The sequence below is a fragment of the Pseudomonas sp. 22072 genome (genome assembly GCF_052046095.1).
In the GTDB taxonomy this organism is placed as follows: Bacteria; Pseudomonadota; Gammaproteobacteria; order Pseudomonadales; family Pseudomonadaceae; genus Aquipseudomonas; species Aquipseudomonas paracarnis.
Genome location: NZ_JBQEQE010000045.1, coordinates 1 through 21,910 on the forward strand (window position 1 = coordinate 1; position 21,910 = coordinate 21,910).

Annotated in this window: 22 protein-coding genes; 6 read left to right on the forward strand and 16 right to left on the reverse strand. The window is 59.6% G+C overall.

Going from position 1 to position 21,910, the window contains the following annotated elements; translation table 11 throughout:
- Positions 1-85 precede the first annotated feature (85 nt).
- The 10 genes from ACTJLA_RS25780 to soxR all read right to left on the reverse strand — a co-directional run bounded on the left by ACTJLA_RS25780 (position 86) and on the right by soxR (position 7,505).
- Positions 86-1,039 (reverse strand): metal ABC transporter substrate-binding protein, encoded by a 954-nt coding sequence (locus tag ACTJLA_RS25780; protein ID WP_072448088.1) that lies wholly within the window; start codon positions 1,037-1,039, stop codon positions 86-88.
- On the reverse strand, positions 1,039-1,938 hold the full coding sequence (locus tag ACTJLA_RS25785) for a metal ABC transporter permease (RefSeq protein ID WP_003190154.1): 900 nt from the start codon (positions 1,936-1,938) through the stop codon (positions 1,039-1,041). The genes ACTJLA_RS25780 and ACTJLA_RS25785 overlap by 1 nt, the downstream gene beginning before the upstream one ends.
- Positions 1,935-2,681 carry a metal ABC transporter ATP-binding protein gene (locus ACTJLA_RS25790; RefSeq protein WP_186527851.1) on the reverse strand — a complete coding sequence of 249 codons (747 nt, stop codon included), beginning with the start codon at positions 2,679-2,681 and terminating at the stop codon, positions 1,935-1,937. Before ACTJLA_RS25790 ends, ACTJLA_RS25785 begins: the two co-directional genes overlap by 4 nt.
- Entirely contained in the window at positions 2,678-3,598 is a 921-nt protein-coding gene (locus ACTJLA_RS25795) for a metal ABC transporter substrate-binding protein (protein WP_054897879.1), read from the reverse strand. Before ACTJLA_RS25795 ends, ACTJLA_RS25790 begins: the two co-directional genes overlap by 4 nt.
- A gap of 19 nt (positions 3,599-3,617) precedes the next feature.
- Positions 3,618-4,178 (reverse strand): DUF6162 family protein, encoded by a 561-nt coding sequence (locus ACTJLA_RS25800; protein WP_014717807.1) that lies wholly within the window; start codon positions 4,176-4,178, stop codon positions 3,618-3,620.
- On the reverse strand, positions 4,175-4,498 hold the full coding sequence (locus ACTJLA_RS25805) for a hypothetical protein (RefSeq protein ID WP_440842402.1): 324 nt from the start codon (positions 4,496-4,498) through the stop codon (positions 4,175-4,177). The genes ACTJLA_RS25800 and ACTJLA_RS25805 overlap by 4 nt, the downstream gene beginning before the upstream one ends.
- Positions 4,495-5,031, reverse strand: coding sequence for a hypothetical protein (locus tag ACTJLA_RS25810; RefSeq protein ID WP_019817260.1), 537 nt, complete (start codon positions 5,029-5,031; stop codon positions 4,495-4,497). The genes ACTJLA_RS25805 and ACTJLA_RS25810 overlap by 4 nt, the downstream gene beginning before the upstream one ends.
- A complete protein-coding gene (locus ACTJLA_RS25815; protein ID WP_034127249.1) occupies positions 5,028-6,230 on the reverse strand; it encodes a PepSY-associated TM helix domain-containing protein in 1,203 nt (400 codons plus the stop codon). The genes ACTJLA_RS25810 and ACTJLA_RS25815 overlap by 4 nt, the downstream gene beginning before the upstream one ends.
- A gap of 282 nt (positions 6,231-6,512) precedes the next feature.
- The gene (locus tag ACTJLA_RS25820; RefSeq protein ID WP_034127250.1) at positions 6,513-6,971 is read right to left on the reverse strand and encodes a VOC family protein; all 459 of its coding nucleotides are present in this window, start codon (positions 6,969-6,971) and stop codon (positions 6,513-6,515) included.
- Positions 6,972-7,055: 84 nt separating this feature from the next.
- A complete protein-coding gene (soxR, locus tag ACTJLA_RS25825) occupies positions 7,056-7,505 on the reverse strand; it encodes a redox-sensitive transcriptional activator SoxR (RefSeq protein WP_034127251.1) in 450 nt (149 codons plus the stop codon).
- A 100-nt stretch (positions 7,506-7,605) separates the two neighbouring features.
- Here soxR and ACTJLA_RS25830 point away from each other — a divergent pair, with 100 nt between their 5' ends.
- A complete protein-coding gene (locus ACTJLA_RS25830; RefSeq protein ID WP_034127271.1) occupies positions 7,606-7,971 on the forward strand; it encodes an antibiotic biosynthesis monooxygenase in 366 nt (121 codons plus the stop codon).
- On the opposite strand, the gene ACTJLA_RS25835 is transcribed toward ACTJLA_RS25830, so the two are convergent.
- Complete coding sequence (locus tag ACTJLA_RS25835) at positions 7,960-9,063, reverse strand: sigma-54 dependent transcriptional regulator (RefSeq protein ID WP_314551222.1); 1,104 nt, start codon at positions 9,061-9,063, stop codon at positions 7,960-7,962. The two genes, ACTJLA_RS25830 and ACTJLA_RS25835, sit on opposite strands and share 12 nt — an antisense overlap.
- Before the next feature lie 264 nt (positions 9,064-9,327).
- Between ACTJLA_RS25835 and ACTJLA_RS25840 the strand changes: the two genes are divergently transcribed.
- The 5 genes from ACTJLA_RS25840 (at position 9,328) to ACTJLA_RS25860 (ending at position 18,687) form a co-directional block, all read left to right on the forward strand.
- Complete coding sequence (locus ACTJLA_RS25840; protein WP_314551219.1) at positions 9,328-9,597, forward strand: hypothetical protein; 270 nt, start codon at positions 9,328-9,330, stop codon at positions 9,595-9,597.
- 331 nt (positions 9,598-9,928) lie between these two features.
- Positions 9,929-14,059 (forward strand): DUF1592 domain-containing protein, encoded by a 4,131-nt coding sequence (locus ACTJLA_RS25845; protein ID WP_314551217.1) that lies wholly within the window; start codon positions 9,929-9,931, stop codon positions 14,057-14,059.
- A gap of 2 nt (positions 14,060-14,061) precedes the next feature.
- On the forward strand, positions 14,062-15,432 hold the full coding sequence (locus ACTJLA_RS25850) for a DUF1552 domain-containing protein (RefSeq protein WP_072448080.1): 1,371 nt from the start codon (positions 14,062-14,064) through the stop codon (positions 15,430-15,432).
- A 236-nt stretch (positions 15,433-15,668) separates the two neighbouring features.
- A complete protein-coding gene (locus ACTJLA_RS25855) occupies positions 15,669-16,829 on the forward strand; it encodes a cysteine desulfurase family protein (protein ID WP_072448078.1) in 1,161 nt (386 codons plus the stop codon).
- Positions 16,830-16,878: 49 nt separating this feature from the next.
- A complete protein-coding gene (locus tag ACTJLA_RS25860; protein ID WP_314551209.1) occupies positions 16,879-18,687 on the forward strand; it encodes an aminopeptidase P family protein in 1,809 nt (602 codons plus the stop codon).
- A gap of 37 nt (positions 18,688-18,724) precedes the next feature.
- Here ACTJLA_RS25860 and ACTJLA_RS25865 read toward each other — a convergent pair whose 3' ends face one another.
- The 5 genes from ACTJLA_RS25865 to ACTJLA_RS25885 form a co-directional block, all read right to left on the reverse strand.
- The gene (locus ACTJLA_RS25865; protein WP_034127257.1) at positions 18,725-19,315 is read right to left on the reverse strand and encodes a 2-hydroxychromene-2-carboxylate isomerase; all 591 of its coding nucleotides are present in this window, start codon (positions 19,313-19,315) and stop codon (positions 18,725-18,727) included.
- A 34-nt stretch (positions 19,316-19,349) separates the two neighbouring features.
- The gene (locus ACTJLA_RS25870; RefSeq protein WP_014717823.1) at positions 19,350-20,081 is read right to left on the reverse strand and encodes an SDR family oxidoreductase; all 732 of its coding nucleotides are present in this window, start codon (positions 20,079-20,081) and stop codon (positions 19,350-19,352) included.
- Positions 20,082-20,179: 98 nt separating this feature from the next.
- Entirely contained in the window at positions 20,180-20,461 is a 282-nt protein-coding gene (locus tag ACTJLA_RS25875; protein WP_003190182.1) for a hypothetical protein, read from the reverse strand.
- 163 nt (positions 20,462-20,624) lie between these two features.
- Positions 20,625-21,512: a threonine/homoserine exporter RhtA gene (gene rhtA / locus ACTJLA_RS25880; RefSeq protein WP_054897888.1), complete on the reverse strand. Its 888-nt coding sequence runs from the start codon at positions 21,510-21,512 to the stop codon at positions 20,625-20,627.
- 182 nt (positions 21,513-21,694) lie between these two features.
- A partial coding sequence (locus ACTJLA_RS25885; RefSeq protein ID WP_440842407.1) for a hypothetical protein occupies positions 21,695-21,910 on the reverse strand: 216 nt, incomplete at its 5' end.

A 21,910-nucleotide genomic window follows, 5' to 3' on the forward strand; every position in this document is an offset into this window, starting at 1 on the left:
CGCCTGATAAACCGAGGCGTCCGCATCGCAGGCAAGCCAGCTCCCACAATGAACCGAGTTTATCTCTGACGGATCGGTGGCTTGCCTAGGGTGTGAGTGCCTTGATCACTTGGTCCACATTGGTTTCCAACTCCGTCACCGGGTCGGCGCCGTCCACATTCAATACCAACAGTCTGGAGCCGCCGGCAGTGATGGCGGTTTTGACTGCATCGCTGGGTTGACGGTGATGCAGCACCACGGCCACATCGTTGTCCTTCAACGTGCTGCTGAGTTTTTGCAGCGCCTCGGGCGTCCACTCGGCATCGGGCCGTGCATCGGTGCCGAGCACTTCCAGGTTCAGGCTGCTGACCAGGTACGCGAAGTGATCGCTCAAGCTGAGCACACTCAGGTTGTCGGCCTTGGCCAAGCGCGCCTCGCTGTCGGCGGTGAGCTTGAGTAAACGCTGTTTGAGCGCGGCCAGGTTAGCGTCGATCCTGGGTTTGGCAGCCGGCGCCAGGCGGCTCAGGTCGGCGGCCATCACGTCGGCCATGCGCCCCATATTGTTGCTCGATTGCCAGGGTTGGCTGTTCAAGCCATCGGTGACACCCGGTTGTACTGCGATACCCGGCAAGCCGCCGTCCACCGGGCGTGCGGCATCGACTTCGACGATGCGGATATTGCTGCGCCGCGCCACGGGGTACAGCGGGTCATCGGCCCACAGCGAGCGCAGGCCGATAGCCGCGTCGGCGTCCAGCGCCAGCTTATTCAGTGCCGCAGCACCGCGGCCGGTGAAGTAGGACACCTGCCGCGAACCCGGCAGATTGGCCGGCGCGGCGCGTTCAAGCGCTACGTTGGTGCCTTTGAGCAGCGCCTCGGCCAAGCCGTAGGTAATCGGCAGCGAGGCCAGCACCTTGACCGGCTGCTTGGTCTTGGTCAGGGCTGCGTGACCGAGGCCCTGGTTGACTTTGAAGTCCTTGGCGTCGAAACCGTCGACGGCCAGCGCCGACGTACTCATCAAGCAAGCGATGGCCAGGACCAATGGGCGAAAGACAGGGCGCATTATCCAAGATTCCCTTTGAGGCTGGGCACAACGCCACGGGCGATGGCGGCGAAGGCGAAGGCGATACCGGCAACCAGAATGATGGCGGCGCCGGATGGGATGGGCAGGTCGAAGATGATCGGCAGCAGGATGCCGCACAGGGTGCTGACGGTAGCGATCAACACCGAGATCCAGAAAAACCCTTTGAGTGACTGGCTCAACAGGCGCGCCGCAGCGGCAGGAATCACCAGCAAGGCGCCGACCAGGATTGCGCCTATGACCTTGACCGCGGCAACGGTGATCAGGGTCACCAGGATCACGAACAGGTAGTCCAGGCTTTTCACCGCCACCCCGCGCACTGCCGCCAATTGCGGGTTGAAACTGGCCAGCATGATGCGGTTGTACAACGGCAATGCCAGGGCCATCACCAGCGAGCCGACAATGGCCAGTACCAGCAGATCGTTGCCGTTGACCGTCAGCACCGAGCCAAACAGCACGTTCTCGAGAATGTGCACGTTGATCTTGCCGGCCAGGATCAGCAGCAGGCTTGCCCCCAGTGCCAGGGACACGGACAGGAATACGCCGATCAAGGTATCGGGCGCCAGGCCGGTGCGGTTACGCAGGTAATTGAGCAGGATGCCGAACAGCAGGCAGTAGCCAAACAGGCTGCCATAAGGCCCGGTATAGGGTTCTCCCAGCAGGATGCCCACGGCCACGCCGGTCAGCGCGGCATGGCCGACCGCTTCGGAGAAAAACGCAAAGCGCTTGACCACCACCAGCGTGCCCAGGCCGCCCAGCACCGGGCCGATCAACAAGCCGGCGAGCAGGGCGTTGACCACAAACCCGTAGGCCAGGGCTTCGGGCAGGTAACCGGAAGAGGCCCAGCCCTGGACCATCAAGCGAAAGGCTTCATAACTCATGGCGCCGGGCTCCGAGGGTGGGTGGAGAACAAAGTGAGCAGGCGGTCCGGGGTCAGCGCCTCTTTCGGTGTGGCGTCGAACAGCACGCGGCGGTTCAGACCGGTGACGCGGTCGCCCAGGCGGCCAACGGCCTCCAGGTCGTGCTCGATCCACAGCACCGTAATCCCAGCCAGGCGCCAGTCGTTCAATAGCCGCTCGAACACCTGGATACCCGCCTCGTCGAGGGCCGACATCGGTTCATCCAGCACCAGCAACTGCGGCGCCGGAATCAGCCCCTGGGCCAGCAGTACGCGCTGGCGCTCACCGCCGGACAACGCGCCCATGCGGCGCTTGCGCTTGTCTTGCATGCCGACGCGTTCAAGGGCATCGCCAATCGCTGCTGCGTAATGCCTGGACAGGCCCAGAAACGCCGGGCGACGCTGGCACATGGCAGCCATGAAATCGTCCACAGTCATCGGCAAGCCCCGGTCAAATTCCAGCGCCTGGGGCACGTAACCGATGGTGCCGGGTGTGGTTGGCCATTCCAGGCTCAAACGCCCCTGGTGCGGCGTCTGCCCCAACAGGGTCTTGATCAGCGAGCTTTTGCCGCCGCCGTTGGGGCCGACCAGCGCGTGGATGCTGCCCGGTTGTACCTGGAAACTCACGCCATCAAGGATCACGGTGCGCCCCAGGGTCAGCGAGACCTGGTCGAAGTTCAGGGTGGGGCCGACGCTGACGGGGTTCAGTTGCTGTGCGGCGGTCATGCTCCCGACTCCTGAATCGCCCGTACTACGGTGTTGAGGTTGCCGGTCATCTCCACTTCGTATTTCTCGGCGCTGTATTCGCCGTAGGAAATATGTGACAGCGGGTACAGCTTGACCCCGGATTCACGCTGGATGGTATCGACGTAGGTGGACGGGAAATCCATCTCCGAGAAGATCACTTTCACATCCAGAGCACGCAGTTCATCGATGGTCTTTTTCAGTTGGCTGGGGCTTGGCTCGATACCGTGGGCCGGCTCGACCACGGCGGTGACCTCCAGGCCAAACTCGCGCAACAGGTAGTCGTAGGCCGCGTGTACGGTGGCGACACGCAGGTCGGGGTTGGGCGCGCTGGTCAGCTTGGCCAGGGCGTCGGCGCGCATCTGGCGCAGGCGCTTGCCGTAGGCGCGGGCGTTCTGGGTGTAGGTTTTGGCGTTGTCCGGGTCGAGCTTGCCCAACTCACGGGCAATGTTATTGACCTGGGCAATCGACGCGCTGATCGACAGGAAGGTGTGCGGGTTGACCACCTTGCCCGCACCGCGTGCCGCGTTACCTGTAGCGGCGAGCAGCGGCACGTTGGCGTTGGCTTCGATCACCGGGATGTCCGGGCGCTCGCTGGTGGCGATCATGCGGTCGGCGAAGTCGTCATGGCCGACGCCGTTGAGCACGATCACATCCAGGGTGCCGATGCGCTTGATGTCTTCGGCGCGCGGCTCGTAGGCATGGGGGTTGAAACCGGCGGGAATCAGCGGCACCACTTCGGCCTTGTCGCCCACGATATTGGCCACGTAGCTGTAATAGGGGTGCAAGGTAATGCCGATACGCAGGCGCTTGGCCGCCTCGGCATTGGCAAGGGGGGCGAGCATCAGGCTGAACAGGCCAACCAGCAACAGGCGCAACAGGGGCGATGACATAGACATGGGCAATCGGTCTTCTCGTTCAGTGACGGTGCTGGCGGGTAACGCCGGCATCGAATTGCGCGACCACCTGCTGCCAGCCGGCCGCGATCAGCGCCTGGTCAGTGAGGTCGGATGGAGCGGCAAGGTTGGCGCTGCGGTTGAGCCAGATATCCGGCTCACTGCCTTGCACGCGCATCAGCAGCGAACCGCTGGTGGCCGGCGCCTGGCTCAAGCCCAGGTAGGCAGCCGGTGCCAGCAACTGCCAGCGGTGGCCGCCTCGGCTTACTGAGCTAGCGTCCTGGGCAAAGGGGGCGAAGCCTTCTTCGGCCAGTTGCTCAGGCGTCGGCAGGGCGCTGTGTTCCTGCTGCAACAGGTGGATTTCATCCAGGGTCACCCGCAGGTCGGCGTAGATGCCTTGCTCGGCGGCGCTCAGGTCGCGGCGGGCGTCCAGCTGATGGCTTGGCACCGCCGCGACTTCCTGGGTTTCCCCATGCAGCGCCACGACCGTGCCCGCCACCGCGAGGATGATCAGACACAACAGCAACACATAAAGGGTTTCGTGGCCCGCGCCGGCGGGGCGTACAACCTGTGTGGTACTCATTGCGGCGGGATATCCGCTTGGTCGATTTCCACCACGTGGCCGGGGCCGGCATCGAAGAGCACGTAGAACTCGGCGGCGGGCTTCTTGAAGGTCAGGGTCGAATCCTCGCCGAGCTTGCCCGGCACCAGGATGGTTTCGTCGTAGCCGATCACATCCAGGGTTACGCCGGGGGCGCCACTGCCGTCGGAGAAGCCGCCTTTGCACTGGATCTGCTCACCGGGGATTTCCTTGCATTCGCACATCGGGTTGTGGGCGAAGGCGGTGGTGCTCAGGCCGGCGCACAGCAATAGCGCGGCGCGGGTGAGGCGCTTGAACGTCATGGTTTGACTCCTTGCTTGTTCAGCCAGGCAATGGTGGCAGGCGAGGCCTGGCTCAGCGGGATGGAACCCTGGTGCATGCTGCCGTCCCACCCTTCCATGGTCACCCATATTTCGGCGTCCGCCGGGGTGCGTTCGGGGATCGGCAGGGCGGCGCCCATACGGTACGGCGTGCCGAAGAAGATCACTCCGGCGGCGCGCAGGCTGCGGGGTTTGCCGATACGCAGGTAAGTGGCCTTGACCTGCTCGGCACAGGTATCGCACAGGGCAGCGTTGAAGAACTTCATCGGGCCAGCCGGGTTCGGGCTCGGGCCTTCGTTGCGAAACTCAGCCAGCGTCAGGCTCCAGGGGCCGACTTGCACTTGCCCGGCCACGCGCTCGCCGATGCCGGTATCCCCGCGAAACAACGCGGCGTCGGCAAAGTATTTGGGCATGAACCCCAGCGGCACCAGCAACAGCAGGATGTTGATATGGAAACGCCATTTCAGCCAAAAGGCGCGCAGCGGGGACGGGGGTACGGTTGCGACCTTGCTCATCGCTGAGCCTCCGAGGTGTCGGCGTGCATGGCCGGGATGGGCACGTGCTGACGTTGCGTCTTGGCCTCGCGCTTGAGGGCGTTGAGGGTGGCCAGGGCGGTGCGCTTGGTCCAGATCAGCAAGCCGCTCAATACCATCATGCTCAGCACCAGGCCGAAGAATGCCCAGATCAGCTTGATCCACAAACCGCCAAAGTCCCCGGTGTGCAGTGGGCGCATCGACTCGGTGACGAATTCCAGCGGGGTACGGTCGGACAACAGGTTGGAGACCGCGATTTCACCGTCATAGGGGTTCAGCTGTGCGGTCTGGAACATCAACGGGTACCAGCCACGCCCGCCGATCTGCAGGTGGCTGTAGGCGTTGCTTGGCATGAACACAAAGCTGGCGTCCAGGCCGGGGATTCGCTCGGCGGCGATGTCGATCGCCTTGTCGATAGGGATCATCGGTGCCGGCACGCCCGGCGCCGACAGCGGCACCTTATCCCGTGCGATCACTGGCACGATGGGTTCACTGGAAATGGATATCTGGTTGTCGCCCAGGACAGCCTCGATCAGGAACCAGGTGCCAGTGATTGAAATGACCGCGATAAACCAGATCGACCAGATGCCGCTCAGGCGGTGAAAGTCGCCCCAGAAGATTCGCGCGCCATGGCGGATGCGCAGGGTAGGACGAAGGAAGCCTTTCCAGAAGCGCTTGTACACCACCAGGCCGGTGACCAACGAGGCGAGCAGCGGCAAGCCCAGCGCGGACACCAGGTACCAGCCCCAACTGTACCCATTGGTGAACGGTACCAGCCACCAGCCATGCAGGGCGCGGGTGAATTGCTGGAAGTTGAACGAGGGGCTGATGCCCTGGATCGCGCCGGTGTAGGGGTTGGCATACACCTCCACGGAGCGCCCATCCGGGTAGCTGAGGCCGACGCTTAGCGCGAAGTGCGACTCATCCGGGCGGATAATGGACTGGACGATAGCCTTGGGTTCATCGCGCTTGATGGCCGCGATCACCTGGTCAAAGCTCAACGGCTGGGCTTCATCCGACGGCTTGCTGGCGCGGATATCCGGGTTGGCCAGCCACACGATTTCCTGGCTCACCACGGCCAGGGTGCCGGTGACGCAGACGATCAGCACAAAGAACCAGATGGGCAACGCCAGCCAGCTATGAACGAGAAACCAGAGTTTGGAGCGTGACTTCTTCGACATATGAATGAGGGTCTTGATCGGAGGGGGCGATGGAGGCCCGGAAAAGGCCAGTCGTAGCTTTTGCTGACGCGACAGGCTGTATCTAAGTTAAGACGGATGAGAATGAGAAATCCCTAAGGCGTATATGAAAGAAAATGTTTCAGGATTGCATTCAGGGTTATGGCGTAACCCTGTGGGAGCTGGCTTGCCTGCGATGACATCGACTCGATCCAACGGATGCACCGAGTCGTCTCATTGCAGGCAAACCAGCTCCTACATGGGAGGTGCATTGCGCTGCAACTATCAGCCTTGCTTGAACAACTCCATGGCGCGCTGGCGGATCTGCTCCTCGGTGAGGTCTTCCTTGTGTGTGGCCAGGAACCAGAGATGACCGAACGGATCTTTCACGCTCGCAGAGCGGTCGCCATAAAACTGATCCTTCGGCTCGGACACCACGGTGGCGCCGGCATCAACCGCTCGTTGAAATTGTGCATCCACATCTTCCACATACAGATGCAGACCAATGCTGGTGTGCTCATCCGGATTGCGCAGGGCCATTTGATCGCAGGGCGTACCGAGCATCAGCGACGAATCACCAATCCGCAGTTCGGCATGACCCACCCTGCCGTCGGGCATGTCCAGGCGCATGACTTGCGTGGCGCCCAAGGCTTTTTTGTAGAACTCGATGGCCTCGCCCGCTTTGTCGATGCCCATATAAGGTGTGAGGCTGTGATAACCGTCGGGAATAGCTTTAACGTTCATGACATTCTCCCTGAGTCGAGGTATGAACATTTCACTATAGGCCACGTAATGCGTGGCCTGCGGGCAACCGACGAGGTGCTTTTATCAAGGCGGTGTGGTGGGCTCCAGCAGTTGGGCGCCCGGCCCATACTCAGCGAGCTTATCGTCCTGATTGCGCAACGGGCACGCCTCCATCGATAAGCACCCGCAACCGATGCAGCCATTGAGCTTGTCGCGCAGCAGCACCAGTTTGTTGATGCGCTCATCCAGATCTTCACGCCACAACGCCGATAGGCGCTCCCAGTCGTGAACATTGGGTGCGCGCTCATCGGGCAAGGTGCGTAATGCCTCACCAATGGTAGCCAGCGGAATGCCCAGGCGCTGGGCGATCTTGATCACCACTACGCGCCGCAATACATCCCGTGGATAACGCCGCTGGTTACCTGCATTGCGATTGCTCTTGATCAGCCCTTTTGCCTCGTAGAAGTGCAGGGCAGTAACCGCTACGCCGCTGCGAGCAGCGAGTTGCCCGACGCTGAGTTCCTTATTGAGCATGAACATCTCCCAAACAGTGCTTGACCTCGACTTAACTAGAGGTTTTACCCTGCGTGGCATCGAATCGCAAGATTCTGCCTACAAAGAGAGGGGAGTGTTCATGCAGGTATCGGAGAAGTGTCGCGGCTTCACTCAATTGATCGAGTTTCAGATCAACCCCCAGCAGCAAGATGCCCTGGTGGCGGCCTTGTCCACTCAAAGCGAACGACTGGCCGAGGGCCACGATGGTTTTCTGAGTGCCAGCGTGCAGGTCAGCGAGGACGGCCGGCGGGTGCTCAATTACTTGCAATGGCAGTCGCGCGCAGATGGCGAGGCGGCGTTCAAGTTCTTCGAGCAGCGCGGCGAAGATTTCTGGACGCTGATTCGCGCCCACCAGGCAACGGCGGTGACCTTCGGTTCGTTCCAGGTGCTGCAAAGCTTTGAGCGCAGCCATGACAACGCGCTGCACTGTCGCCTAAATGGATAAATGCAGCATCCGCCCGCCCTGCACGTTTTCGCCAGGTCGACGTTTGTTCACCGCCAGCTCGCCGAGCTTGATCAAGCGCGAGCGCGTGACGTTGCGGCTCAGGCCCAGCAGGTTGGCGGTATGCACCTGGTTGTAATGGCTGAAGCGGTAGGCCGCACGTAAGAGTGCGTCTTCGACCTTTTCATGCAGGGCGCCGGTATGTTCCTCGAACAGCGTTTGAAACGCCCGCGCCAGCAAGGCTTCGGCGCTGTTATCAATGTGGTGCGGGTTGTCGTCCTGGCGCTCGATACGCATGTTCGACAGGCGCAAATCGTCGCGCCCTATCACGCCCTTGTGACAGATCAGTAGGGTGTGATGGATGACGTTTTCCAATTCGCGGATGTTGCCTGGCCAGCTGTAGCTCTTGAGCTTGTGCTCGGCCTCACGGCTGATGGTGATCGGGCCGTAGCCCAGGCGCCGACTGTAGACTTCGATAAAGTGCCAGGTCAGTGGCAGGATATCGCCAGGGCGCTCGCGCAGTGGGCTGAGTTCCAGGCTGACCACGCCGAGACGGTAGTAGAGGTCTTCGCGGAAATGCCCGGCGTTGATGGCCTTTTCCAGTTGTACGTTGGTCGCGGCGAGCACGCGCACATCAATCGCAATGCTTTTGCGCGAGCCCAGGCGTACGACTTCACGCTCCTGCAACACCCGCAACAGTTTGACCTGGATCGCTATTGGCAGATCGCCGATCTCATCGAGGAACAAGGTACCGCCGTCAGCCTCTTCGAACCAGCCGGCCTTGGCGCTCAGGGCACCGGTAAAGGCACCTTTGTCATGGCCGAACAGCTCGGCTTCCACCAGGGATTCGGAGAATGCCCCGCAGTTCACCGCCACGAACGGCCGGTTGCGCCGCGCGCTGAGGTTGTGGATATGGCGCGCCACCAGCTCTTTGCCGGTACCGGTTTCGCCGATGATCAACACGCTTGCGTCGCTGGGCGCTACTTGCTGGATGTGGTTGAGCAAGGCCTGGGATTTAGGGTCTTCAAAGACCTGAGCGGTGGCGCGGATCGAGGTCGCGAGTGCGGGGGAGGGCGGTAGGGTCAACAACTGCATGGGCACCTCGTTGAAGGGCTGTCGCCATGGCGACCGTTGCGTGGCGAACAGTCGGGCTACGTGACGCCACTTATAAAGGGTTGGTTTTATTCAATAAATGAATGTATTCAAATATTTATAGAACAAAAATGAATATCTGAGTCGCGCTATCGAACCTGCTGTAACGGTTGATAGCGACTATCACGGGCGTTGATTTTTCATGGCAGGGGGGGCGGGAGTAGCCTGTGTTCATTGACTCGAAACCTCCCCAGCAGGACCGCCGCCATGAACCGTCTACTCGCTATTTCGTTATTGTCTGTCATCTCTGTTCTCGCCGGGTGCGCGACTCACCCATCGCCTGAGATGCGCCCTTACACGGCAGAAGAAACCAAACAGTTGGCGTTGGAAGCGTTGAGTCGTCGCGGGTTGTCATTTGATGAATACCAACAGCATCGTGCTGCCCTGACTGGCCAGCCACAGAAAACCTTTGGCTTTGATCAGCAGGCTGAAATGAACGCACAGCGCGCTGCACAGCGCAGCGGCCGTGCGAGTTGAGAGCCGGGTGACGACAGGTACGTCTTCCGGTTTGACGAGCTGATATCTGTCGGCTAGAACTTAGCCTTAGCAACGCATCACGGCTGCATGATGCAGGCGGATGGTTGAGTCGAGTGTCTGATTTTTCCTGTCTCTTTGGCTTCGTGCCATGTCGTAGTTTCGCTGTGGAATAGCATTGCAAGACATTCCAAATTGAATGTACTTCGGGTTGCGTCAGCCGTTCGCGGCGCGTGACTCCGTGCCGGGTGCTTTCTGACGGGATCGTAAAACTGCGCAGTCTTTCTTCGATAGAAATACGCCTGGCCTGCCATTGAGGCTGGTGATCATGAGGATGTCGATCGGGTGGGGCTTGCTTGTTTCGCGCTGTGGTTGGGGTTTGCCTGGCGTGTTCTTCGCGTTGCTGAGTGTGCAGGTTTCGGCGGCGGCCTGTACGGCACCTGCCTACCAAGCTGGGACCGTCTACGGACAAGGCGACCAGGTGCAGAACAAAAACCAGCAGGACAAAACCCACGAGTTTGAATGTTGGAAAGACACTGACAAGTCGCCGCACGGGCCGGGCAGTTGGCAATGGTGCAACCAGTCCGATTACAACCCCGGGCAGCCATCCTCTCATGGTGTCGAGATTTGGGGCGATGCCTGGAAGGATCTGGGGGAATGCGGTGGCTTCCAGGGTAACCGTCTGACCCTGAACTTCAGCACGTTAAGCGGCCGGGGGCCGATCAGCCAGCCAACCCCGGGCGTGGCGCGGGCCGATCAGGTAGTCACTGGCGTATTGCGCTGCAAAGCCGAGGAGATCCCGATCAGTGCCAAGTCCGGCGAAACCATTCACCTCGATAACCTGAAGGCCTGCGACTACCAACTGGTGATGAACCCCGCTGGTGGGTTTGTGCCCTTGAACACACCACGTATCGTTTCCTTCCAGCGAGAGGAGGGTGAGGAACAGGCGGTCACCCTGAAGTATCGGCCACCGGTGCAGGTGGGCAGGCTCAGCGGCCTGCCAGGGGTCAAGATTGAATTGTTTGCCCAGGGGCTGATACAGCCTCGGCAGATGGCGATGGGCAAGGACGTGCTCTATGTGGGCTCCAGTGCGATTCCATCCTACGTCTATGACGGGAAAATCGCCGATATGATCTATGCCTTGCCCCTGGACAATGCCGGCAAACCCACCGGCATCTACGTGATTGCCAGCGGGTTGGAGGAGCCGCACGGTGTGGTGTATCGCGACGGTGATTTGTACTACTCGACCACTGGCGGCCTCTATCGTTTGCGCGATGCCGATGCGCATTACAAGGATCCTTCGCCTGAGCGGGTGTTCAAATTCCCCGCCGACGATGCGCCATTTCCTCTGCCTTCCGTGACGTCTGGCTCCAGCACTCGCTTCTGGCATATGAAGCACCCTTTGCATTTCAACCCGCTGGACCCCGCCGACACTGGCCTGTACACCGCCGTCGGCATTCCTTGCAACTTGTGCATGATCCCGCCTGACCCGCGTTACGGCACGTTACTGCGTTATGACACCGTGACCGGTAAAGCGCAGATTCTTGCAAAAGGGGTGCGCAACTCTGTGGGGTTCGACTGGAACCCGCAGACCGGTGAAATCTGGTTCACCGACAACAACCGCCAGGGCTACCCCAACCCCGACGAAATCAACCGCATCAGCGGCCCAAACCAGCACTTCGGTGTGCCCTATCTGTTTGGCAAAGGCACGCCGGGTTTCACCGATGAGGAGTTTGGCAACCCGGCGGTGATCCAGCCGCCCTTGGTTCAGGGAGCGATTGTTTCCGATAAGTCCCGGCAGCAGATCGACCCGAAAGACTACGTGCCTGCCGCCTTCGAGCTGGGTACCAACACCGCACCTCTGGGGCTGAAGTTCTGGAGTGGTTACCCGGCTCGCACACGTTCGCAGAACATGTTGGTTGCCGTGCATGGGGCGGGCACGGCCGAGCGGCCGGGTATGGATGTGCGACTCGTATCGATCCAGGACGGAACGCGAGTGGTCAATCAGATCCCGTTGATCAATGGGTTTATCCAAGACCCCCTGCGTTTCGATGTGTATTGCCTGGACGACTCCTGCATTGGTCGGCCGGCTGACTTCCTGGCGCTACCGGACAACAGCCTGCTGATCTCCGATGACGTCGCCGGGGTGATTTATCGCGTCAGTTATGACCCAGCAGGGTTGCCGAACACAGAGTTGACCCTGCGGCCGGCGCTCGCACCGGCACCTGAGCTGGAGAATGAGATGATCAGTGGCACGCTGATTGCGCCGGGCGGTAATACCCGCCAGTTCCATGCATCCTTCAACCCTGCTGACAGTTATGCCGCATTGGTGCTCAAGGGTTTGCCCTACGGGACTTACCAGGTTCGGCTCAATGATGTGAAAAACTGGATTCCACAGACGCGTAATACTTCACTTACCTTGTCTGCCGACGACAACAAGCACGTGTTGAACATGCAGTACCGTGAGCGGCCGATCAAGCTGGATATCAACATCACGGTGTTGGCGCCGCCCAAGCCTGCGTCAGTAACGGATTCCAGTTGGCATTTCACCCTCAAGCTCAAGGGCTCTACGAGCACCGAGCCCAAAGTGGTGCAGGTGCCTTGGGGCGAAAGTGTCACCGAGCTTCTGGACTATGGGGATTACGAGGTCATCTATCCCTTTTACCCACAGGAGCTGCCACAGCCGGAACAGGTAGCGCTGCGTATCAACGAGGACAGCCAGGACGAGCAACTGTTACCTATCAGTTACCGTCATGAACCGAAATTGGGCGAAACAGTGCTTGCCGAATCCTGCACCAAATGCCACGCGGTGGAGTTTTTCAACAACCTCCGCATGGCGGTGGCATGGAGCAGTGCTGGCCAGGATGCGTTGGTGCGGCAAATCCAGAGCATGCCGGTGGCCGGGCATTGCGACACCACCTGTGCGACCGAAATCAGCAAGCATTTGTTTGAGGTGGTGTGGGCGCCCTACCTGAGCCCGAACGAGGCTCACGGTCAGCGCCAGTTGCGCTTGCTGACGCGCGATGAATACGCGGCCAGTGTCAAGGACATACTCGGCGTGGAGGTCAATACCCAGAAGCTGCCGGCAGATAAATCCGAGAAAGACTTCAAGTTCCCAGGTGAAGCCAGCAAAGGGCTGCTGCAGGCTGAAGACATCAAGCAGCTGTATGGCATGGCGGTGTCGATCGCCGAGCAAGTGGCACCTCAACGTGTAAAACGCTTCAAATCCACTGCCGGTACCCTTGAGGTCAGTGCCCTGGGTTATCAAGTGTTCCGCCGTCCTTTGAGCCCGTCTGAGTTGTCGCGTTATCAGGCGGTGTTGGATGAGCACGGAGAGCGGGCGCTGATCGCTGCGCTGCTGCTGTCGCCCAACTTCCTGTATCGCTCGGAGTTGGGCCAGGCTGTCGCGCGGCAGGCCGAGGTCTACAAGCTCACCCCTTATGAGACCGCAACTGCATTGTCCTACACCTATCAAGGCACCACTCCGGACGCGCAACTGCTGGCCAAGGCAGAGCGCAACGAGTTGCGGACAGTGCAGCAAATCAGCGCAGAAATAGACCGGATGATGCGCAGTGAGCGCGGGCTTGAGCAGTTCAATCGGTTCATCAGTTACTACATCAAGACTCAGCGCGGGGTGCAGGAGAAGCCCGGCCTGAGCGCACAGATGATCCAGTTGATGACCCAGGAGCAGGCCCTGTTGACACGTCACGTGATGCTCGACGGCAAGGGGACGTTGGACGAGCTGTTCAACCCCGGTGTGACGTTCCTCAACAAGGCTCTGGCCGAACACTACGGTATCGGCGGCGTAACCGGTGACACGCTGCACAAAGTCGCCGTGGATGAGAAACGGGGTGGCTTGTTGCACTTGGGGCTTTTTCAGGCCTCTACCTCTGACTATCAGGTCACCTCACTGGTCAAGCGCGGCATTGCCATTCGCGAGCAGCTTTTCTGCCGGGAGTTTGGGGCGCCGGTCGAAGCCGAGCCCACAGAGCCGGCCTACCCTGCGCGTGCGATCAGTACCCGTGAACGCTGGGACCTGATTAATGGTGAGCAGGCTTCGGGAGGGCGTTGCTGGCAGTGTCATCAGTACATGAACGACACCGGCGCATCGATGGAGCATTACGACGCTGCCGGGCGCTATCGCCAGCAGGAGCCTGCCTATAACTACGCGCAGTTCCCTGTGCAGTTGCCGATCAAAGCGTCCGGTCCGTTCATTGGGGTTGATGGCGCGGTGCCTATCGACGATGTGCGAGGTATTTCCAAGCTGATCGCGCACAACTCGGCGTCTCTGTTCTGCATGGCGGATAGCTATTTCCGTTTCGCTTCGGGCAACAAATCCGACGAGTCCACTTCCGCAACGGTCAAGGCATTGGTCGACGGGCTGAAGGGCAATGGCTCATTACCAGGGATGCTGCGCACGCTGGGTACCTCCAACGCGTTCCAATTCAAGACGCAGAGGGATTGATCATGGATATCTTGAAAAGTCGTCGTCGCTTTCTGGCCGGCCTGGCTGCGGTAGGTGTGTTCGGCCCGCTCACCCAGTGTGGCCTGGCGCGTATGGCCTTGGCCGGGCAAAACCAGCAGGCCAAGTTAAAAGTGGTTTTCTTTGTGGTACCTGATGGCCTGGCAGTCGACTCTGCAACCGCCTATTCCAGTGATGGTCGAGGCCTCTGGCATCCCGCTGCCGAAGCTTTGGACACTTCCGACTTCCAGCTCAACGAGGTCAGCCAGGAGCTTGCGGCCTATAAAGACCAGTCCTTGTACCTGCGTGGCACGATTCTGGGCCCTGGCAATGAAGGCCATAACGGCTGGACGTGGGCGTTGCGCGACCGTGAGAAGAAGATGGCGTCGATTGATGTGTTGCTTGGCCGCCATATGCCGGGGACCGATCCGTCCCAGCGGAGTCTTTTTGCCGGACCGCATTCAGGCATTGACGGGACCGCCTGGCAGGTATCCTGGGAAGGGCCGGAAAATGGCGGCGCAATGCGCAGGCCTGAGCAGGACCCGGTGTTGATGTACGAGAAAATCTTTGGCGCGGTCAGTCGTGAGGTGCGCGAGCAGCAGGTGCGAAACATGCATGTATTTGATCCGGTGCTGGCGGATATCAACGAGCTGCGAGGCAGGCTTGCGGGGGCGCAAAAGCAGAAGCTCGATATGCAGCTTGATTCGGTTGAGCAGGTCATGAAAGACATGGAAGAAACTCTGCCACCCATTGGCGAATGTTCGCCTTTGCAGATGGAAACGTTGCCGTTCAAATCTGCGGAATTTCGTAACCAGGTACAGCATCACCACCATCAGGTGGTTGCCACAGCGCTGGGGTGTGGCATCACGCGTGTAGCGACGATTCAAGTCGGGCGCTCGGCGGAGTCGCTCAATATCCTGGACGTCAGTAATGTGACCAACCCCCATGACTGCGCCCATCGTTATGCTGGGCTGGACGTATGGAAACGATCCCGGCAGTGGTATACCCAGCGAGCCAAGTTGTTCATGGACGAGTTGGCGAAGCATGCCGATCCCGATGTGCCGGGTGACAGCCTGCTTGAACACACGCTTGTGGTATTCACCAGCGAGATGGCCGATGGTGCCCCGGAGCATACGAAGGATATGCCGCTGGTACTGATGGGCGGGGCCAGCGGGTTGTTGAAGAGCGGCAATGGCGTAGGACGCTATTTCAACATCACGGCCCAGGGTGATCGTCAACAAGAAGGCAACCCGGTCATTGGCAATAAAATGGTCGATATGCAGCGAATCTGGGCCACCATCGCCCGGGCAGCCGGAACCGTTGTGCCCTACAACGGAAACATCGATCCGGTGAGCGGGTTGTTTACTAACGTTTGAGTCGCCTCGCGCTGCACTAAAAGCCGAAAAGTCCATATGGCGGATTTTTCGGCTTTTTGCATTTGCACCCAATCGCCTTTGAGCCTGTTAAGCTGAAAATCAGGAGCGTTCCTACGCACATTTACATCACGTGGTTCTTCTTCAATGGCACTCGATCAGTTAAACCTGAAGACCTCTGTTCTGTTCGATGCCCCCGGGACGCCGCTCTCGGGAACACGCTCTGCGAGTTTTACGCCATGAATAAACGTCCGTTGTATTTCGACTATGCCGCCACCACGCCAGTGGATGAGCGAGTTATCCAGGTGATGGTCGAGTGCCTGGGTTTCAATGCCAATTTTGGCAACCCTGCGTCCAGTTCCCATGCATTCGGCCAGGCGGCCCGGCAAACGGTTGAGCAGGCGCGACGGCAGGTAGCCGAATTGGTCGGCGCCCAGCCTGAGCAAATTGTCTGGACTTCCGGTGCCACCGAGTCCAACAACCTTGCGATCAAAGGGGTGGCCCAGGCGCGAGGGCTGGCGGGTGGGCATATCATCACCAGCCAGATCGAGCACAAAGCCACACTCGACACCGCGCGGCAGTTGCAGGAAGCCGGCGTGGCTGTGACCTATCTGGTGCCCGATGCCGATGGCTTGATCAGCGTTCAGGCTGTCAGTGAGGCATTGCGTGAGGACACCTTCCTGGTGTCTTTGATGCTGGTCAATAATGAACTGGGCACCCTTAACGACATTCCGGCTATCGGCGCGCGGGTGCGTGAGCAGGGCGCGCTGTTTCACGTGGACGCGGCACAGGGGGCGGGCAAGGTTGCCATTGACCTGGCGCAGTGGTCGGTGGATTTGATGTCTTTTTCCGCCCACAAGCTCTACGGCCCAAAAGGCATTGGCGCGCTGTACGTTGGGCCTCGTGCGCAACAGAAAGTGTTGGCGCAGATTCATGGCGGCGGCCACGAAGGTGGCTTGCGTTCGGGCACCCTGGCGACGCATCAGATTGCGGGCATGGGCACTGCGTTCGCTCTGGCGGCGGCGTACTTTGCCGAGGAAAAGGCGCAGATCGTGGCCTTGCGTGAACGTTTGTTGGAGCAGTTGGCGTCGATTCCCGGAGTACGCCTCAATGGCAGCCCAACCCAGCGTATTCCCCACACCCTCAGCCTGACGTTCAGCGAAGGCGAATTCAATGCGGCCGCCTTGAGTGCGGGCATTGCCTTTTCGGCGACTTCAGCGTGCAATTCGGCTAGCAATGCACCGTCCCACGTCCTGGTGGCCCTGGGGCATGATGCCCGCAGCGCTGGTCGCACTATTCGCTTGAGCCTGGGCCGGTTCACCACCGAGCGGGATATCGACGACGCTGTGCAATTGATCAAGACGGTACAGGCCAGCGCACCAGCGTTCTGGGCTGTCTGATACTTCATTCGCAATACATAACAATTATTAGTGGTTAGCAGGAGACACAATGAGTACGCAGCCTTTGACCCATGGAACGGTTCCCCAGCGCTTGGCGCATACCCGTGAACTGATGCGCCGCGAAGGCATTCACGCCCTGCTGGTGCCGTCGGCGGACCCGCACTTGTCCGAGTATTTGCCGGGTTACTGGCAAGGGCGCCAGTGGTTGTCCGGGTTTCATGGTTCGGTGGGCACCCTGATCGTCACGGCGGAGTTTGCCGGGATCTGGGCGGATAGCCGTTATTGGGAACAAGCGACCAAGGAGCTCAAGGGCAGCGGTATCGAGTTGGTGAAGCTGCAACCGGGTCAGCCTGGACCGTTGGAGTGGCTGGCCGAGCAAACCCCTGAGGGTGGCGTGGTGGCGGTGGACGGTGCGGTCATGGCCGTGGCCTCGGCACGTACCCTGGGTGGCAAATTAGCCGAGCGTGGCGCGCGTCTGCGTACCGATATCGATGTGCTCGATGAAGTCTGGCAAGACCGCCCGGCGTTGCCGAACCAGCCGATTTATCAGCACCTGCCGCCCCAAGCCACCGTCAGTCGTGGCGAGAAACTGGCAGCTTTGCGTGCCAGTTTGAAAGACAAGGGCGCCGATTGGCATTTCATCGCGACGCTGGATGACATCGCCTGGCTATTCAACCTGCGCGGCGCTGATGTTTCGTTCAATCCGGTGTTTGTGTCCTTTGCCTTGATCAATCAGCAACAGGCCACTTTGTTTGTGGCGTTGGGCAAGGTCGATGCGCAGCTGCGGGTGGTGCTTGAGCAGGATGGCGTGACCCTGCGTGATTACAGCGAGGTGGCGCAAGCGCTGCGAGCGGTACCGGCGGGCGCAAGCTTGCAAGTAGACCCCGCCCGCGTCACCGCCGGCTTGCTGGAAAACCTCGACGCGGGCGTCAAGCTGGTTGAAGGCCTCAACCCCACCACACTGGCTAAATCCCGCAAGAGCCTGGCGGATGCGGAACATATCCGCCAAGCCATGGAGCAGGATGGTGCGGCGCTGTGCGAATTCTTTGCCTGGCTCGACAGCGCCCTGGGTCGCGAGCGCATTACCGAACTGACGATTGACGAGCACCTGACCGCTGCGCGTACCCGCCGCCCCGGCTATGTATCGCTGAGTTTCAACACCATTGCCGCTTTCAACGCCAATGGCGCGATGCCGCATTACCACGCCACCGAAGAAGAGCATGCGCTGATCGAAGGTGATGGCTTGCTGTTGATCGACTCCGGCGGCCAGTACCTGGGCGGAACCACGGACATCACGCGGATGGTGCCTGTCGGTACACCGAGTGAGGAGCAGAAACGCGATTGCACGCGAGTGCTCAAGGGCGTGATTGCTCTGTCCCGTGCGCAGTTCCCCAAGGGCATTCTTTCACCGTTGCTGGATGCCATTGCCCGTGCGCCGATCTGGGCAGAAGGCGTCGACTACGGTCACGGCACAGGCCATGGCGTAGGTTATTTCCTCAACGTGCATGAAGGTCCGCAGGTCATTGCTTATCAGGCTGCTGCGGCGCCACAAACGGCGATGCAGCCAGGGATGATCACTTCAATTGAGCCGGGTACTTATCGCCCTGGCCGTTGGGGCGTGCGCATTGAGAACCTGGTGTTGAACCGTGAAGCGGGCAAGACCGAGTTTGGCGAATTTCTCAAGTTCGAAACCCTGACCCTGTGCCCGATTGATAGCCGCTGCCTGGAGCCGTCGTTGCTGACGGCGGATGAGCGCGAATGGTTCAACGCGTATCACGCCCAGGTGCGTGAGCGTTTGAGCCCGCTGCTCAAGGGGGCAGCGCTTGAATGGTTGCAGGTGCGCACTGCGGCGATTTGATCGGTTGCGGCCAAGGCATTTCGGCTGCAGTCAACATCTAGCTGAGGGCTTCACGTACAAAGTCCAGACGGTCCTGGCCGAAGAACAGCTGGTTTCCTACAAAGAAACTGGGAGCGCCGAACACGCCGCGCTTAATGGCTTGTTCGGTTTTGTCCTTGAGAGCGTCCTTGACGGCTGCATCATTGGACAGGGCCAGTACCTGCTCGGGATCGAACCCCTGTTCGGTGAGCACATTGGCCACGACCTCTGGGTCGCCCAGGTGACGGCCCTCCACCCAGAGTGCGCGGAACAGGCAGTCGATGAAGTCGAGGAAGCGCTCAGGCTGGTGGATTTGAATGCCGGTGACGGCGCGCATCAGCACCAAGGTATTGATGGGAAAGTGTGGGTTGAACCTGAGCGGCACGTTGTAGCGTTTGGCGTAACGCGTCAGGTCATCGAGCATGTAGCGACCCTTGGCGGGTACCATGATCGGCGAGGCATTGCCCGTGGCCTTGAATACACCGCCCAACAGCATCGGTTGATACACCACCTGTGCGCCCGTTTTGGCGCACAGCGCCGGCAACTGGGTATAGGCCAGGTAAGTGGCGGGGCTGCCGAGATCAAAGAAGAACTCCAGGGTTTTACTCATGGTCTGTACTCACTACTTATTGTTATAGAGGGAGTCACCAGGTTTCGTTCCAGGGACGCAGGTCCAGTTCGAACGTCCAGGCGTCCCGTGGCTGGCGATGGAGGAACCAGTAGTTGTCGGCAATATGGTCCGGGTTGAGGAGGGCGTCCTGATCCTTGAGGGCGTATTTTTGCGGGAAGTTCTCGCGAATGAAGTCGGTATCGATTGCACCGTCGACCACCACATGGGCGACATGGATGTTCATCGGGCCTAACTCCCGCGCCATGCTTTGTGCCAGGGCGCGTATCCCATGCTTGGCGCCAGCGAAGGCGGCAAACCCCGCGCTTCCGCGCAAGCCGGCGGTGGCGCCGGTGAACAGGATAGTGCCGCGGTTACGCGTGACCATGCGCTTGGCGACTTCCCGTGCGTTCAGGAAACCGGAGAAGCACGCCATCTCCCAGATCTTGAAGTACTTGCGTGCGGTTTCTTCCAGAATGCTGCACGGCACATTGGCGCCGATGTTGAAGACGAACGCTTCAATAGGCCCCAGCTCGGTTTCGATTTGCTCGACTAGCGCGATCACGTCTTCTTCTTTGCGGGCATCACAGGCAAAACCATGGGCTTCACCGCCTGCCAATTGAATGCTGTCCACCAGGGGCTGCAGTTTGTCAGCGCTGCGACGGGTGACGCAGGCGATGTAGCCTTCGCGGGCAAAACGTTTGGCTATGGCGCCGCCGGTCGCGTCACCGGCACCCACTACTAATACGATTTTCTTGTTGTGCGGCATGGGAACTCCGTTGGCTCGATGGTCGAGCAGGAGTTTAGCCTTCGTGCCGCAATTGGCCGGAATTTAAGATGAGCAGTCAGGAAAGACTGCTCGGGCAGCTATTTGCAGATGACGATCATACTGCGGCTGGTATAGCCGGCAGGGTTGAGGCCGAAAGGATAGTCCCCAGGCTCCTCGGAGTTGTCGCCGGATTTGGCTATCACCCGGTAGCCCTTGGCACCGCATGAATTGGCTGCACTGGTGTAGCACTGGTCCCAGGAGGAGGACAGGCCCGAACAGTTGATATGCAGCCCTTTTTTACCCCGTTTCACTTCTGTTTTTGTGGTTGCAGCACAGCCAGCGATGCCCACAACCAGCAACAGTATCAAAATTCGTTTCATTCCCATCCTTAATAGCCGCCCTGCAGAAGAACAGAGCCGCTTTACTCGCTCTCGAGCGAAGCGTTCATGCTGTCCGTGTCGAAATTCTCCATGAATGACATTCGGTTACGGTCTAAACATGGCCTAAATGAGCGGCAAATACCAGAGCTGGCTTTAAAGATGATCAGTCGGCAGGCACCAGTGGTTTGGATTCGTTGCGCATCGTCAACGTGGCGCCTACGGAAGCCAGGATAATGCAGGTGATGGCCAGCCATTGGGCCAGGGATAAGTGCTCATGCAGAAAGAGCAGGCCGGAGAGGGCGCCGAACGCCGGTTCGATGCTCATGAGCGTGCCGAAGGTGCGAGCGGGGAGGCGAGTCAGTGCGACCATCTCCAAGGTGTAGGGCAAGGCGGTGGACAGAATCGCGACGCCAATGGCGATAGGGATCAGGGCGGGCGTCAGCAGCGCGGCGCCCGCATGCACGATGCCGATCGGTGCGACGAACAGGGCGGCAATCATTACGCCGAGTGCGGCGGTCTGAACACCATTGTCGTTCCCAGCCTTTTGGCCGAACAAAATATACAAGGCCCAGCATCCGCCTGCGCCCAGTGCGTACGCCGCGCCGACCCAGTCGATACCGCTACTGGCCTCGCCCGTCGGAATCAACAGCAGCAGGCCGATGATAGCCATGGCAATCCACAGGAAGTCGACAGCTCGGCGCGAGGCATAGATAGCGACGGCAAGCGGGCCTGTGAATTCGAGTGCTACGGCAATCCCCAGCGGTACGGTGCGAAGGGACATATAGAAGAGGAAGTTCATGCCGCCCAGCGCCATCCCGTAAATGATCACCGTGCGCAAGGACTTGGCTGTCAGCGTGGCGCGCCATGGGCGTAATAGCACCAGCATGATCACACTGGCGAAAATCAAACGCAGAGCAGTGGTGCCTTGTGCGCCAACAATAGGAAACATGCTTTTGGCCAATGACGCACCGGATTGGATGGACGCCATGGCGATCAATAGCAGGCCGATCGGAAACAATGCGGATGCCAGGCTGCGAGGTGGGGTGGTCATTGCGGTAGTTCTTCCGAAGTCATGATCGATAAATACGAGGCGCTATGATGCTTAACTGTCGACGAATGAGCAATATATTGCTCAAATGCTGCCTTGTAGCTATCTATATAGTGGGAGCATCGGGTTTTTGAGGTATTTGATAGAAAAACCGAATAATTGTGTTGACGGCAGATTCTGGAAGCCTATAATTCGCCCCACTTCCGGCGCAGTCGAAACGGAAAACTCCTTGGTAAACAATGAGTTATGCAGTTTTCGGCAGCAAGTTGCTTCAGTTCATCGAAGCCAAAAGGAAGTTGAAAAAGAGGTGTTGACAGCAGTGTGTAACGCTGTAGAATTCGCCTCCCGCTTACGAGAGATCGCAAGCGCAAGTGGTTGAAGTTGTTGAAGAAATCTTCGAA

What these genes read in the sequence shown, in the direction of transcription:
- rhtA (WP_054897888.1), bottom strand. Translation starts at nt 21,512, where the DNA reads ATGACCACCCCACCTCGCAGCCTGGCATCCGCATTGTTTCCGATCGGC.
- ACTJLA_RS25800 (WP_014717807.1), bottom strand. Translation starts at nt 4,178, where the DNA reads ATGAGTACCACACAGGTTGTACGCCCCGCCGGCGCGGGCCACGAAACC.
- ACTJLA_RS25875 (WP_003190182.1), bottom strand. Translation starts at nt 20,461, where the DNA reads ATGAAACGAATTTTGATACTGTTGCTGGTTGTGGGCATCGCTGGCTGT.
- ACTJLA_RS25850 (WP_072448080.1), top strand. Translation starts at nt 14,062, where the DNA reads ATGGATATCTTGAAAAGTCGTCGTCGCTTTCTGGCCGGCCTGGCTGCG.
- ACTJLA_RS25860 (WP_314551209.1), top strand. Translation starts at nt 16,879, where the DNA reads ATGAGTACGCAGCCTTTGACCCATGGAACGGTTCCCCAGCGCTTGGCG.
- ACTJLA_RS25870 (WP_014717823.1), bottom strand. Translation starts at nt 20,081, where the DNA reads ATGCCGCACAACAAGAAAATCGTATTAGTAGTGGGTGCCGGTGACGCG.
- ACTJLA_RS25790 (WP_186527851.1), bottom strand. Translation starts at nt 2,681, where the DNA reads ATGACCGCCGCACAGCAACTGAACCCCGTCAGCGTCGGCCCCACCCTG.
- soxR (WP_034127251.1), bottom strand. Translation starts at nt 7,505, where the DNA reads ATGCTCAATAAGGAACTCAGCGTCGGGCAACTCGCTGCTCGCAGCGGC.
- ACTJLA_RS25840 (WP_314551219.1), top strand. Translation starts at nt 9,328, where the DNA reads ATGAACCGTCTACTCGCTATTTCGTTATTGTCTGTCATCTCTGTTCTC.
- ACTJLA_RS25820 (WP_034127250.1), bottom strand. Translation starts at nt 6,971, where the DNA reads ATGAACGTTAAAGCTATTCCCGACGGTTATCACAGCCTCACACCTTAT.
- ACTJLA_RS25795 (WP_054897879.1), bottom strand. Translation starts at nt 3,598, where the DNA reads ATGTCTATGTCATCGCCCCTGTTGCGCCTGTTGCTGGTTGGCCTGTTC.
- ACTJLA_RS25785 (WP_003190154.1), bottom strand. Translation starts at nt 1,938, where the DNA reads ATGAGTTATGAAGCCTTTCGCTTGATGGTCCAGGGCTGGGCCTCTTCC.
- ACTJLA_RS25815 (WP_034127249.1), bottom strand. Translation starts at nt 6,230, where the DNA reads ATGTCGAAGAAGTCACGCTCCAAACTCTGGTTTCTCGTTCATAGCTGG.
- ACTJLA_RS25865 (WP_034127257.1), bottom strand. Translation starts at nt 19,315, where the DNA reads ATGAGTAAAACCCTGGAGTTCTTCTTTGATCTCGGCAGCCCCGCCACT.
- ACTJLA_RS25845 (WP_314551217.1), top strand. Translation starts at nt 9,929, where the DNA reads ATGTCGATCGGGTGGGGCTTGCTTGTTTCGCGCTGTGGTTGGGGTTTG.
- ACTJLA_RS25835 (WP_314551222.1), bottom strand. Translation starts at nt 9,063, where the DNA reads ATGCAGTTGTTGACCCTACCGCCCTCCCCCGCACTCGCGACCTCGATC.
- ACTJLA_RS25805 (WP_440842402.1), bottom strand. Translation starts at nt 4,498, where the DNA reads ATGACGTTCAAGCGCCTCACCCGCGCCGCGCTATTGCTGTGCGCCGGC.
- ACTJLA_RS25810 (WP_019817260.1), bottom strand. Translation starts at nt 5,031, where the DNA reads ATGAGCAAGGTCGCAACCGTACCCCCGTCCCCGCTGCGCGCCTTTTGG.
- ACTJLA_RS25780 (WP_072448088.1), bottom strand. Translation starts at nt 1,039, where the DNA reads ATGCGCCCTGTCTTTCGCCCATTGGTCCTGGCCATCGCTTGCTTGATG.
- ACTJLA_RS25830 (WP_034127271.1), top strand. Translation starts at nt 7,606, where the DNA reads ATGCAGGTATCGGAGAAGTGTCGCGGCTTCACTCAATTGATCGAGTTT.
- ACTJLA_RS25855 (WP_072448078.1), top strand. Translation starts at nt 15,669, where the DNA reads ATGAATAAACGTCCGTTGTATTTCGACTATGCCGCCACCACGCCAGTG.